Source organism: Chryseobacterium sp. JM1, assembly GCF_000737715.1.
In the GTDB taxonomy this organism is placed as follows: Bacteria; Bacteroidota; Bacteroidia; order Flavobacteriales; family Weeksellaceae; genus Chryseobacterium.
In genome coordinates, this window is sequence record NZ_JPRN01000012.1 from 1 (window position 1) to 12,620 (window position 12,620).

The window sequence follows — 12,620 nt, forward strand, 5'->3', positions numbered from 1 at the left end:
GGCAATTTTTTAACGGATCAAGATTTAATTTTTTTAACGCTACAGCTTCCTAGGCCACTAGAAATAGATTCACTGACAAATTTTAGTCATATAAAACAAAAATCCCGGAAATTACTTTCCGGGATTTTTTATGTCTGAATAACTTGTTATTCTATTTGAAGATATAGCTTAAGCTTAAGCTGATCACCTGCTCAGACTTGCCTTTGTTAGTACCTCCTATGTCTTTGGCAAGATCAGGATAAGTATCTGAAAGACCAAGGTCATATTTAAGCGCTAGTTCCAGCTGTCTTTTGTAGCTATACCCTATTCCTAATCCAAGGGCGAAATTAAAGCTTGCTGCTTTTCCACTAACTCCTGCCGGATATTTAGAGTCTGTAACCACATAATCCGGGTCATAATAAGGTCTTCCTACCGGTGCATTTTTAACATTCTGACTCATCAGGAAGTTAAATCTTGGTCCTATCATTCCAAAGAATTCTGAAGCGGCTTCAGAAAAATATCCTTTAAAATAGATGGGTACACTCAGGTAGTTGTTACCATATACTGCATCATAACCGTCTTTTCCTTTAGCATCTTTATCTTTCCCCGTTTCTCCTGCACCATAGTACACGACCTCCGGCTGTAAATAAAACTGATTCGATTTTCCGATCGGGATAAGAGCTAAAACTCCACCCTGAAACGCGTATCTCGGACCAGAAGGATTATGGGCATTTCTTACTCTGGAATAGTTACCTCCTGCCGTGACACCAAATCTTGTACTTTTAAAGTCGATCTGGGCGAAAGACAGAGTGGAAAGGGTCAATGCTGAGGTTAATAAAAGTTTTTTCATATGTTTTGTTTTGTATAGCTATTATCCAAGAACTTTAGCAACGGTAACTCCGATATCAGCAGGAGAATCTACTACGTTGATTCCGTTCTCTCTCATGATCTGCATTTTAGCCTGAGCAGTATCTTCATCACCTCCTACGATAGCACCGGCATGTCCCATAGTTCTTCCTTTAGGAGCAGTTTGTCCAGCGATAAATCCTACAACCGGCTTAGTAGATCCACTAGCTTTGTACCATCTTGCAGCTTCAGCCTCAAGACCACCACCGATTTCACCGATCATTACTACCGCTTCAGTTTCAGGGTCGTTGATGAATAATTCAAGAGCTTCTCTTGTCGTCGTTCCGATGATTGGGTCACCACCGATACCGATTGCTGTAGAAACACCGTAACCCGCTTTTACTACCTGGTCAGCAGCTTCGTAAGTAAGTGTACCTGATTTTGAAACGATACCTACTTTACCTTTTTTGAAAACGAATCCTGGCATGATACCAATTTTAGCTTCTTCAGAAGTAATGATTCCCGGACAGTTTGGACCGATTAATCTGCAGTCTCTGTCAGCGATGTAAGATTTTACTTTCACCATATCTGCTACAGGAATACCTTCAGTAATACATACGATAACTTTGATCCCAGCTTCTGCAGCTTCCATGATCGCATCAGCAGCGAATGCAGGTGGTACGAAAATGATACTTACGTTAGCTCCAGCTTTTTCAACAGCGTCAGCTACTGTATTAAATACAGGTTTTCCTAAGTGCTCAGATCCTCCTTTGCCTGGAGTTACTCCTCCTACTACGTTGGTTCCGTATTCAATCATCTGACCTGCGTGGAAAGTACCTTCGTTCCCTGTAAATCCTTGTACAATTACTTTAGAATCTTTGTTTACTAAAATTGACATTTTATTGATGTTTTAATTTATTTAAATATTTTATTAATGCTCACAAATTTACTTATTTTTCTTTGATTTTGGACAAAACCAAGAGAATAGTTTATTTGAGATTTCTCAGCTTTACTTCTTTTTTCAGATAGCCTTTAAAATCTTCTGCAAACATCCCGATATAGGTGCCTTTTTTAAGATCTCTGTTTACTCCTGTTTTACCAAGAATGACAGATCCCGCCTCGATTTTGTTACCGGAAGCGATACCCACCTGGCCCCAAAGGGTCACCTCATCTCCAATTACACAGCATCCTGCGATGCCCACCTGAGATGCGATCAGGCATTTTTTTCCGATCACCGTATCATGACCGATCTGGATTTGATTATCCAAAACAGAGCCTTCTCCAATCACCGTAGAATCTGTCACTCCTCTGTCGATGGTGCAGTTGTTTCCGATCTCCACATTGTTTTCGATAATGACATTTCCAACAGAGATCAGACGGTCAAAATTACCGTTCAATTTTCTGTAGTAGAAAGCATCACCACCCAAAACAGTTCCGGACTGGATAATTACATTATCCCCGATTTCGGTTCTGTCACCAATCACCACATTAGGAAAGATAAGGCTGTTTTTCCCGATCTTCACATTGTTTCCAATGACTGCGGATGAGTGGATTCTTGTTCCCTCTCCTATTTCAGCATCATGAAGTTCTTCCGTGAAATTATATATTCTCGTAAAGTGAGTATTGATCTTATTGAAGTCTCTGAAAGGATCCTCAGAAACCAAAAGGGCTTTTCCTTCCGGACATTCTACCTTTTTGTCAATCAGGATGATTGTAGCGGCAGAATTCAGCGCTTTATCGTAATATTTCGGATGGTTGACAAAAACAATGTCACCCGGTTTTACCATGTGAATTTCATTGGTTCCCAATACTTCAAAGTCTTCGGGACCCACAAATTCTGAGCCTATTAATTCGGCAATCGTTTTAAGCTTTTGCGGAGAGTGGAATCTCATAACAATAGATTTTCTTATAAAAACAAAATTCGGACTGCTAGTGCAAACCGAATTTATGTAAATTTTATGATTATTTTACTCTTTCTAAGTAGCTACCGTCTTCAGTGTTTACTTTGATTTTATCACCTGGCTCGATGAATAATGGAACCATTACTCTTGCTCCGGTTTCAACGATTGAGTTCTTAAGAGCATTCGTTGCCGTGTTTCCTTTTACACCCGGATCAGCTTCGATTACTTCCAGATAAACTGACTGAGGAAGTTCTGCAGAAAGCGGAGTTTCGTCAGCTTCTTTCAAAATGATCGTTACTTCTTCACCAGCTTTCATAAACTGAGAGTTTTCGATCATCTCTTTATTCAGATATAATTGAGAGAAGTCATCATTATTCATGAAGTGGAAACCATTCTCATCATCATAAAGATACTGGAATTTTCTGGTGATTACTTTTACTTCATCAATTTTGTGTCCTGCAGAGAAAGTATTGTCAAGAACTTTTCCGTTCGTTACCGATTTTAGTTTTGTTCTTACGAAAGCAGGTCCTTTCCCTGGCTTTACGTGCATAAATTCAACTACTTTGAAAATATCATTGCTAAACTCGATGCAAAGTCCTTTTCTTATATCGTTACTTGTTGCCATTAATGTATTTATATTACTTTTTTATACTATTTGTTAAGAATTATATTCAAAATGGACCCTATTTTGTCACTTTTCGTTTCATTCAACTTTATTGGTCCGTATCCCTTTTCAGAAAAATGCTCATTAGATTCAAAATAATTTATGTCTTTTTTAAAACCATTGTTTTTAATATAAACGTCTCTTAAACTTTGATTTATATCCAACTTTATATTTTTTGCTATATTGTCATTCTGATTGTACATCTTCTGTCTTTCAATGTTTGGTTTGAAAGATCTATTTTCAGTTTTTATACTTTCTTTCTCCTGTCCCCATATTATTGATGAAGAGATAAACAATGGGATTAAAAATAGTTTTTTCATTTGTGTTGTGTTTATAAATTACTAGTTGCTATCCTTGGTCGTTCCGTATCCTTTCACAATACCTCTTGGAGAGTTCTGGATAAACTGAAGAATTTCGTCTCTTTCAGCTGTCGGAAGCATTTCTTTTTCAATAAATGCCAAAGCCTGGGAAACGTTCATCTTCATCTGGAAGATGGCTCTGTAGATTTTCTGAATTTCAAAGATCTTCTCATTGGAGAATCCTCGTCTTCTTAATCCTACAGAATTGATCCCTGCATAAGAAATCGGGTCTCTTGCTACTTTTACGTAAGGTGGAATATCTTTTCTGATCAAAGATCCTCCGGAGATCATGGTATGTTTTCCGATCTTACCAAACTGCTGTACTGCAGATAATCCTCCCATTACGGTAAAATCACCTATTTCTACGTGTCCTGCAATACCACAACCGTTGGCGATGATCACATTGTCACCAATGATACAGTCGTGTGCGATATGAGAAGTTGCCATAATAAGGCAGTTGCTGCCGACTCTGGTAAATCCTAACGCTTTGGTTCCTCTGTTGACGGTGACACATTCTCTTAAAGTAGTACTGTCTCCAATAATGGTCTGTGTATCTTCCCCATCAAATTTCAGATCCTGAGGGATCGCAGAGATTACAGTTCCTGGAAAAATTTTACAATCCTTTCCTATTCTTGCTCCATCCATGATGGTAACATTCGGTCCGATCCAGGTTCCTTCTCCTATTTCCACGTCCCCTGCTATTGTAGTAAAAGGTTCTACAATAACATTTTTGCTGATTTTTGCGCGTTTATCTACGGCGGCTAATTGATGAATCATTTAATCAACTTTATTTTTTGCAACTTGAGCCATTAACTCTGCTTCTACAACCACGGTACCTCCTACATATCCATATCCCTGCATATGTACAATACCTCTTCGGATGGGCTCTATCAATTCAATCTTGAAAATAATAGTATCACCTGGAACTACTTTTTTCTTGAATTTCACTTTATCGATTTTGATAAAATAAGTAGAATAATTTTCCGGATCCGGAACGCTTGCCAACACAAGGATACCTCCCGTCTGTGCCAAAGCTTCTACCTGAAGAACTCCAGGCATTACAGGCTCTTTAGGGAAATGTCCTACGAAGAAAGGCTCATTCATGGTCACATTTTTCAAACCTACTACATGAGAGTCTGAAAGTTCAAGAACTTTATCGATCAGTAAGAACGGAGGTCTGTGCGGCATAAGACGCATAATTCCGTTGATATCAAATACAGGTTCTTTGGTAAGGTCAAAATCCGGCACGTTTTTCTTTTTCTGAAGTTTCCACTGACGGTTTAGTTTTTTCGCAAACTGGGTATTCACAAAGTGCCCCGGTTTGTTTGCAATGACTTTACCTTTTATTTTTACACCAGCTAAAGCAAGGTCACCAATTACATCAAGTAATTTATGTCTCGCCGCTTCGTTCGGGTAGTTTAATGTAAGATTGTCTAAAATACCGTTCGGTCTGATAGAAACATTGTCTTTTCCGAAGGCTTTTTTCAATTTCTCTGTCGTTTCAGGAGTGAGATCCTTATCTACATAGACAATCGCATTAGAGATATCTCCTCCTCTGATCAATCCGTGATCCAGCAACATTTCAAGCTCATGTAAAAAGCTGAATGTTCTTGCAGAAGAAATTTCGTCTTTAAATTCTGAAATATTTTTAAGCGTAGCATTCTGGGTGCCCAATACTTTGGTTCCAAAATCTACCATGGTAGTCACTTCATAAGTATCTGAAGGGATAATCGTGATTTCTGATCCTGATGCAGGGTCTGCATAGCTCAAAACTTCTTTGATCACCAGGTATTCTCTGGCTATGTTCTGCTCTACAATACCTACACTTTCAATAGCCTCAACAAAGAATTTTGAAGACCCATCTAAAATTGGAGGTTCTGAAGCATCCATTTCCAGAATAGCGTTATCTACATCACAGCCTACCAAAGCAGCCAAAAGGTGCTCACAAGTTGTGATTTTTACGCCCAGCTTTTCTAATGTTGTTCCTCTTTCTGTTGCTACTACATAATTAACATCAGCTTCTACCTGAGGATGTCCCTCCAGGTCTGTTCTTACGAACACAAAACCTGTATTTTCTTTAGCAGGTTTAATGGTAAGTTTTACTTCTTTACCAGTATGAAGGCCAATTCCAGAAAGCGTTACTTCTTCCTGGAGTGTTTTTTGCATATCACTCATTAGTTTTATCTTTTGAGGTATCCTCAAGATTATTTATTCTTCGTACAATTTCAGTAAAATTTCTGAAATGAACATAGTTTCTAAGATAGTCATTGTAGCTTATCGCCGGAGATCCGTACAGCGTTTCTTTATCATTAACGCTTGAATTCACCCCGCTCTGAGCCTGAATTTTAACCTGGTTGCCAATTTTGATATGGCCTACCACTCCTACCTGCCCTCCGATCTGGTTCCAGTCTCCGATGGTCGTAGATCCCGCTATTCCGGCCTGCGCTGCAATAACGTTGTTCTGTCCGATCTTCACATTATGAGCGATCTGGATCAGGTTATCGATCTTCGTTCCTTTTCCGATGATGGTGGAACCGATGGTAGCTCTGTCGATGCTACAGTTTGAACCGATCTCTACGTCGTCTTCAATGATCACATTACCCAGCTGAGGAATCTTTTTGAATCCTTCTGCTGTAGGTTGAAAACCGAATCCGTCGCCACCCACAACCGTGTTGGAATGGATCACACAGTTGTCCCCGATAATACAGTAGTCATAGATTCTGGCACCACTGTCAATTTTACAGTTTTTACCAATCTTTACTCCTTTACCGATATACACATGCGGATAAATCTGCGCACCTTCTCCGATCTTAGCTTTCTCCGAAACATAAGTAAATGCCCCGATGTAAGCCTTGTCACCAATCACAGCAGTTTCATGAATAGAAGAACCGGTTTCGATTCCTTCTTTTCTTCCCTGCATTTCCTGGTACAGATTCATTAAGATCTGGAAAGAAAGGTATGCATCCTTTACAACAATTAAGGTAGGATTATAATTAACTTTATCTATAAGTTTTTCCGAAACAATAATAACGGAGCATTTTGAGGTATCTAAAAAATGCGAAAATCGATCTTGTGCTATAAAAGAAAGATGCCCTGATTCACCATTCTCAATTGGTGAAACCCCAGTAATAACCGTACTTTCGTCGCCTATTATTTGTCCGTCAATAAAACTTGCAATTTGCGAAGCTGTAAATTCCATATTCTGCAAAGATAAGAAATTCTGTAATTCGCAAACATTTTTTGATTTTAGGAACGTGAATTTTAATATTATTTAAGAAATTATGTTGGAAATTTCCCGTGGAAAAGTGAGAATATATCTGGCCGTCTTATGAACCATAAGCCCCGACAACAGCTGGTCCTGGGACTCTTCCAACCTTATCTTTTTGCCATCTTTCTGTAGAAGGTAAATTGGCTGCTTTTCTGTGTCATATGGGAGTAATTTTCTTTTAATCTCATGCACAAGCTCATTTCCATTATCGATTCCGAAAAATTCATTGGTCTTTTTTATTTTTTCTTCAATAAATTCCGGAGCAAAAGGACGCGTAGAAATAACCGTTTTGGGAAGATTTCGCTGAATCACGCACTTGCACCAATAAGAAAGGATAAAGTCTTCAGAATTCTGCCAGGATTTCATGGCATGAATTATATCATTATCATCAAGCTGGTTAAACCGATAAATATCCTCATCGGTAGCCGAGCTTTTTGCACGGTACAGAAAATACTTCAGATTCTCGCCTGCAGGTAGGTCCATGCCCTGGGAAACCAGATATTTTGCTCTCTTTAGGATCTCAACCAAAAGAAACTCAGCGAGTGCCGAAGTTTTATGATAATAGACCTGCCAATACATAAACATTCTGGCGGTCAGGAAATTTTCAATAGAATAAACGCCTTTTGCATCGATGACCAATTCGCCTTCGCTGCAAACATTCATCATGGAAATAATTCTCTGTGTATTAATATTTCCTTCCGAAACGCCTGTAAAAAAGCTGTCACGATTCAAATAATCAAGTCTGTCTACATCAAGCTGTGAAGAAATAAGCTGGTTGAAAAATTTTCTATGGTATTTTCCCTGAAACATTTCGATCGCTACAGAAAGCTGGCCGCCAAATTCTTCATTTAGCTTATTCATCAGTAACAGCGAAAGTTTTTCGTGATGCCAGTCGTCCATCAGCATATTTTCCAGTGCGTGGGAAAACGGTCCGTGCCCGATATCGTGCATCAGAATGGCAAGCATGGCACCTTTTTCTTCTTCTTCAGAGATTTTAATTCCTTTCTGGCGAAGGGTTTCCAATGCTGTAAACATCAGATGCATCGCTCCCAGTGCATGATGAAATCTGGTGTGGGTAGCTCCGGGAAAGATGAGATTCAGAAGTCCGGTTTGCCCTATCCTCCGTAGTCTTTGAAAGTAAGGATGTTCGATAACGTCAAATAAAATTTCATGTGGGATTCTGATGAAACCATGAACGGGGTCGTTGATGATCTTTAGCTTGTTCTGCATTGAAACGTCGATATTAGTAAACAAAGTTAGGGATTTTAAATTTTAAGCGTTATTAAATTGATGTTAAAGAATTTCACGCGTGTAAAAACAGATAATTTGCCAGTATGATTTATGTTCTAATTTTTTTTACCACGGATTTCACATATTACATAGATGTTTATGCTTTAAGAATTCATTTGTGGCATTTGTGAAGATATTTGTGTTTTAATTTTTTTAACCACGGATTTCACAGATTTACAAAGATGTTTACGCTTTAAGAATTCATTTGTGGTATTCGTGAAGATATTTATGATGTTTGTGTTTTATTTTTTTGACCACAGATTTCACAGATTTACACAGATGTTTATGCTTTAAGAATTCATTTGTGGCATTAGTGAAGATATTTATGATGTTTGTGTTTTATTTTTTTGACCACGGATTTCACAGATTTACACAGATGTTTACGCTTTAAGAATTCATTTGTGGTATTCGTGAAGATATTTATGATGTTTGTGTTTTATTTTTTTGACCACGGATTTCACAGATTTACACAGATGTTTACGCTTTAAGAATTCATTTGTGGCATTAGTGAAGATATTTGTGATATTTGTGTTTTATTTTTTTTCAACCCTGGATTTATACGGCTGTTTTCTACGTATTCTGTTTTAAAAATATATCTTTGATTGTATAAATAATCTGTTCTACTTAATGAGGAAAATTTCTCTTTTCATCCTGTTTTTTTTCAGTTTACATTTTTCTGCGCAGCTTTTATCCGAGACCCAAAAACTGGAGTCGCTTTGTAAAGTCTGGGGATTTTTAAAATATTATCATCCCCGTGTGGCAAAAGGAGATTTTGAATGGGACCAGGAGCTTGTAAAGAAAATAGAAGAAGTTGAAAGCATTAAGGATAAAGATCAATTGAATGAATTATATTTTAACTGGATCAATAATCTTGGGAAAGTTGATGAATGTAAAAAATGTTCGAAAGAGGATAAAGTGAAAGTTTATTTTTTAAGAAATTTTGATCTGAACTGGATGAATGATCAACATCTGTTCACTGAAAAAGTAAGCCGCCAGCTTTCGTTTATTCAAAACAACAGAAATCTTGGAAGCAACCATTATATTGGAAACGGTGGAAAAAAGGTTTACTTCAAAAATGAAAATTCATACGGTTCAAAATTTACCTCTAAACAGATCAGTCTTTTGGAACTTTTCAGATATTGGAATCTGGTAGAATATTTTTTTCCTTATAAATATCTGACTGATCAGAACTGGAATGATGTTTTAACGGAAATGATCCCGAAATTTCTCTCTGTCAATAATGAAGAAAGTTATCATCTGACTCTCGCTGAGCTGGTGACAAAAGTGGATGACTCCCACGCATTTTTATATTCTCCATTAATTAACGCCAATCTGTATGGAAGACGAAAAGTTCCCGTAGAATATATGTACGCAGAAGGAAAACTGGTGGTAACGAAGATTCTCACCACTAAACTGAGCGAACAAACTCCTCTGAAAAAGGGCGATGTGATTTATGATGTGAATGGCCGGACGATCCCACAAATGGTGAACAGCCTAGGGAAATATGTTCCTACCTCCAATTCCTGGGGAAAAATTACAAAAGTGAAAAACCTTTTACTTTTCAGCAACAATGATTCTGTTACGGTTAAAATTGAACGGGAGGGACAGAATTTAAGCTTGTCAATTAAAACCTATCTTCTCAAAGATATCGTCTGGGAAAAGCCATCAGCGATACAAAAATGGAAGTTTCTGGATGCAGATCAAAAGATTGGATATGTGAATATGGGAATTATTGAAAAGAGTGATCTGGACGATATGTACCGGGAATTGAAATCTGCGAAATCGATCATTTTCGACCTCAGAAATTATCCTAAGCAGACCATTTTTCCTTTAAGTAGGATGATTCTGCCGGAAAAGTCGATTTATTATCAATTTAATTTTCCGGAGACCGATTATTTGAGTAAATTTTATAGCGCAAAAAATACCATCGGCAGAAAGAATCCAGATTATTATAAAGGGAATGTAGTAGTTTTGGCTGACGAGAATACGCAAAGCCAGGCAGAGACCACGACCATGATGTTTAAACAGCATCCGAAAGCCAAAGTGATTGGAAGCAATACTTCGGGAGCAAATGGTGATATTATCAGGTTTAAAATTGCGGATCTGGATACCTGCTTTACAGGACTGGGTGCTTATTATCCGGACGGAAGAGAAACCCAGAGGATAGGAATCATTCCTGATATTGTAGTAAAACCTACCGTAAAGGGCATATTAGAAGGAAAAGATGAAGTTCTGGAAAGAGCTTTAGAATATATAAAGACCGGTTTTTAAATAGATTAAATAGAAGTAATGAATCGCTGGATTTTCATTTAACCAATATTTAACTATTATTCTCTCTAATTTGTGAGAATTTAAAAGGAATTGGTCAACATTTTGATACAATAACCATGTAAAAAATTAAATTATGTCGGAAAAGATATTATGGATAGATGATGAAATAGATTTACTCAAACCCCATATCGTATTTTTAGAAAAAAAAGGTTACCATGTAACCCCCGTTAATAACGTGAACGAAGCTCTGGAGCTTATGGATTCGGAAAAGTTCGCCTTAACGCTTATCGATGAAAATATGCCCGGCATTTCGGGATTGGAAGCCATCCCAATGATCAAAGAGAAAGATAACTCTTTAAAGATCGTCATGGTGACAAAAAGTGAGGAGGAACATATTATGGAAGAAGCCATCGGATCTCAGATCGCTGACTACATTCTTAAACCTGTAAATCCTAACCAGATTTTATTATCATTAAAAAAGAATCTGCAGGAGGACAATCTTGTGGAGCAAAAAACAATTCTTCAGTACCAGCAGGAATTCAGAAACCTGTCTATGGAACTTTCTTATCTGAGAACCTATCAGGAATGGGCTGAATATTACAAGAAAATTCTAAGCTGGGAAATCAAGTTTGATAAAGTAGCGGACAATGAATTTGCAGATCTATTGCAGTCGCAGAAAGAGGAAGCTAATATTCAGTTCGCTAAATTCATTGAAAAAAATTATGAAGGCTGGCTTACGGATTCCGACAAACCGATGATGAGCCACACGCTTTTCAAAGAAAAAATTAAAACTGAAGTAGAAAAAGAAAAAGTTCTTCTTCTGATGGTGGATAACCTACGTTATGACCAGTGGAAAGTGATCGAGCCTTTATTCACAAAATACTACAATAAAGTTTCGGAAGATTATTATTACAGTATTCTTCCTACGGCGACACAGTATGCGAGAAACTCTTTCTTTGCAGGACTTATGCCGTCTGAGATAGAGAAACGTTTCCCGGACAAATGGTTCAATGATAATGAAGAGGGAAATAAAAATGAATTTGAGCGTGACTTCCTGGAAGATCAGATGAAGAGAATCGGCTTAGGCTCTAAGTCAATGAAGTATCTTAAAGTTCTGAATGCAGATTTTGAGCGTAAGATCTATGATGATTTTAACCAGCATAAGAACAACGATCTTTTGGTCATTGTTTACAACTTTATTGATATCCTTTCGCATGCCAAAACGGATAATCATATTGTAGATCAGCTAATCCGTGATGATAAGACGTTCAGATCTCTTACTTATAACTGGTTTGAAAATTCATCCATTTTAAAAATCATTAAGCTAGCAGCAGAAAGTGGCTACAAACTGGTGATCACCACAGACCACGGAACAGTGTATGTGAAAAGACCTAGTAAAGTAGTGGGTGACCGTGAAACATCAACGAATATCCGTTATAAAACAGGGAAAAGTTTAACTTACGACGACAGCGATGTGTGGGCAATCACTAATCCTGAAAAGTTATTCCTGCCAAAAGGAAATTTAAGTTCTAAATATATTTTTGCGAAAAATAATATTTTCCTGGCTTATCCTAAGAATTATAATCACTTTGTCAATTATTATAAAGAAACCTACCAGCACGGTGGAATCTCATTGGAGGAATGTATTATTCCTATCAGCGTTTTAGAACCCAAGTAGTTTTTTTCATAGTTTATTTAAAATTTTGGGTTTAAGGCGGCAAAAATCGAATGATTTTTGCCGCTTCTTTTTTACAGCTCTTTTAATAATCTTAAAGAGTTCCTATCTTAGCAAAAAAACAATGTTTATTATTTCGCTGACCTACAAAACATCTCTGGAGAACGTAGAACGTTTCATTCCTGAACACAATGATTTTTTAGACCAACACTACACTGCCGGAAATTTTATCGCTTCCGGAAGGAAAGAACCTAGAATCGGGGGAATTATTCTTGCCAATGCCGGTTCTAAGAATGAAGTAGAAGAAATCATCAGGAAAGATCCCTTTTTATATTCATCAGGTAGCGGATTATGAAATCATTGAATT

At 37.5% G+C, this 12,620-nt stretch carries 12 protein-coding genes; 3 read left to right on the forward strand and 9 right to left on the reverse strand.

From position 1 onward, the window contains the following. Nucleotides 1-151: 151 nt before the first annotated feature. The 9 genes from IW22_RS17905 to IW22_RS17945 all read right to left on the reverse strand — a co-directional run bounded on the left by IW22_RS17905 (nucleotide 152) and on the right by IW22_RS17945 (nucleotide 8,247). Entirely contained in the window at nucleotides 152-829 is a 678-nt protein-coding gene (locus IW22_RS17905; RefSeq protein ID WP_034729165.1) for a porin family protein, read from the reverse strand. A gap of 21 nt (nucleotides 830-850) precedes the next feature. Next, nucleotides 851-1,723 (reverse strand): succinate--CoA ligase subunit alpha, encoded by an 873-nt coding sequence (sucD, locus tag IW22_RS17910; RefSeq protein ID WP_034704619.1) that lies wholly within the window; start codon nucleotides 1,721-1,723, stop codon nucleotides 851-853. A gap of 91 nt (nucleotides 1,724-1,814) precedes the next feature. Then, a complete protein-coding gene (locus tag IW22_RS17915) occupies nucleotides 1,815-2,717 on the reverse strand; it encodes a UDP-3-O-(3-hydroxymyristoyl)glucosamine N-acyltransferase (protein WP_034729166.1) in 903 nt (300 codons plus the stop codon). 70 nt (nucleotides 2,718-2,787) lie between these two features. Continuing rightward, entirely contained in the window at nucleotides 2,788-3,351 is a 564-nt protein-coding gene (gene efp, locus IW22_RS17920; RefSeq protein WP_034729167.1) for an elongation factor P, read from the reverse strand. A 26-nt stretch (nucleotides 3,352-3,377) separates the two neighbouring features. Next, nucleotides 3,378-3,710, reverse strand: a complete 333-nt coding sequence (locus tag IW22_RS17925; protein ID WP_034729168.1) for a hypothetical protein — start codon at nucleotides 3,708-3,710, stop codon at nucleotides 3,378-3,380. A gap of 21 nt (nucleotides 3,711-3,731) precedes the next feature. Next, a complete protein-coding gene (gene lpxA, locus IW22_RS17930; protein WP_034729169.1) occupies nucleotides 3,732-4,526 on the reverse strand; it encodes an acyl-ACP--UDP-N-acetylglucosamine O-acyltransferase in 795 nt (264 codons plus the stop codon). Beyond that, nucleotides 4,527-5,924 (reverse strand): bifunctional UDP-3-O-[3-hydroxymyristoyl] N-acetylglucosamine deacetylase/3-hydroxyacyl-ACP dehydratase, encoded by a 1,398-nt coding sequence (locus tag IW22_RS17935; protein WP_034729170.1) that lies wholly within the window; start codon nucleotides 5,922-5,924, stop codon nucleotides 4,527-4,529. Next, nucleotides 5,917-6,948, reverse strand: a complete 1,032-nt coding sequence (lpxD, locus tag IW22_RS17940; RefSeq protein ID WP_034729171.1) for a UDP-3-O-(3-hydroxymyristoyl)glucosamine N-acyltransferase — start codon at nucleotides 6,946-6,948, stop codon at nucleotides 5,917-5,919. The genes IW22_RS17935 and lpxD overlap by 8 nt, the downstream gene beginning before the upstream one ends. Nucleotides 6,949-7,020: 72 nt before the next feature. Next, complete coding sequence (locus IW22_RS17945; RefSeq protein ID WP_034729173.1) at nucleotides 7,021-8,247, reverse strand: HD domain-containing protein; 1,227 nt, start codon at nucleotides 8,245-8,247, stop codon at nucleotides 7,021-7,023. A 687-nt stretch (nucleotides 8,248-8,934) separates the two neighbouring features. On the opposite strand from IW22_RS17945, the gene IW22_RS17950 reads away from it, so the two are divergent. The 3 genes from IW22_RS17950 (at nucleotide 8,935) to IW22_RS17960 (ending at nucleotide 12,608) form a co-directional block, all read left to right on the forward strand. Next, on the forward strand, nucleotides 8,935-10,578 hold the full coding sequence (locus IW22_RS17950) for a S41 family peptidase (protein ID WP_034729176.1): 1,644 nt from the start codon (nucleotides 8,935-8,937) through the stop codon (nucleotides 10,576-10,578). A 133-nt stretch (nucleotides 10,579-10,711) separates the two neighbouring features. Next, entirely contained in the window at nucleotides 10,712-12,256 is a 1,545-nt protein-coding gene (locus IW22_RS17955) for a bifunctional response regulator/alkaline phosphatase family protein (RefSeq protein ID WP_034729179.1), read from the forward strand. A gap of 121 nt (nucleotides 12,257-12,377) precedes the next feature. Next, the gene (locus tag IW22_RS17960) at nucleotides 12,378-12,608 is read left to right on the forward strand and encodes a YciI family protein (protein ID WP_316931669.1); all 231 of its coding nucleotides are present in this window, start codon (nucleotides 12,378-12,380) and stop codon (nucleotides 12,606-12,608) included. Nucleotides 12,609-12,620 lie beyond the last annotated feature (12 nt).

What these genes read in the sequence shown, in the direction of transcription:
- IW22_RS17935 (WP_034729170.1), bottom strand. Translation starts at nt 5,924, where the DNA reads ATGAGTGATATGCAAAAAACACTCCAGGAAGAAGTAACGCTTTCTGGA.
- IW22_RS17905 (WP_034729165.1), bottom strand. Translation starts at nt 829, where the DNA reads ATGAAAAAACTTTTATTAACCTCAGCATTGACCCTTTCCACTCTGTCT.
- IW22_RS17915 (WP_034729166.1), bottom strand. Translation starts at nt 2,717, where the DNA reads ATGAGATTCCACTCTCCGCAAAAGCTTAAAACGATTGCCGAATTAATA.
- IW22_RS17945 (WP_034729173.1), bottom strand. Translation starts at nt 8,247, where the DNA reads ATGCAGAACAAGCTAAAGATCATCAACGACCCCGTTCATGGTTTCATC.
- IW22_RS17955 (WP_034729179.1), top strand. Translation starts at nt 10,712, where the DNA reads ATGTCGGAAAAGATATTATGGATAGATGATGAAATAGATTTACTCAAA.
- IW22_RS17950 (WP_034729176.1), top strand. Translation starts at nt 8,935, where the DNA reads ATGAGGAAAATTTCTCTTTTCATCCTGTTTTTTTTCAGTTTACATTTT.
- lpxA (WP_034729169.1), bottom strand. Translation starts at nt 4,526, where the DNA reads ATGATTCATCAATTAGCCGCCGTAGATAAACGCGCAAAAATCAGCAAA.
- lpxD (WP_034729171.1), bottom strand. Translation starts at nt 6,948, where the DNA reads ATGGAATTTACAGCTTCGCAAATTGCAAGTTTTATTGACGGACAAATA.
- IW22_RS17960 (WP_316931669.1), top strand. Translation starts at nt 12,378, where the DNA reads ATGTTTATTATTTCGCTGACCTACAAAACATCTCTGGAGAACGTAGAA.
- efp (WP_034729167.1), bottom strand. Translation starts at nt 3,351, where the DNA reads ATGGCAACAAGTAACGATATAAGAAAAGGACTTTGCATCGAGTTTAGC.
- sucD (WP_034704619.1), bottom strand. Translation starts at nt 1,723, where the DNA reads ATGTCAATTTTAGTAAACAAAGATTCTAAAGTAATTGTACAAGGATTT.
- IW22_RS17925 (WP_034729168.1), bottom strand. Translation starts at nt 3,710, where the DNA reads ATGAAAAAACTATTTTTAATCCCATTGTTTATCTCTTCATCAATAATA.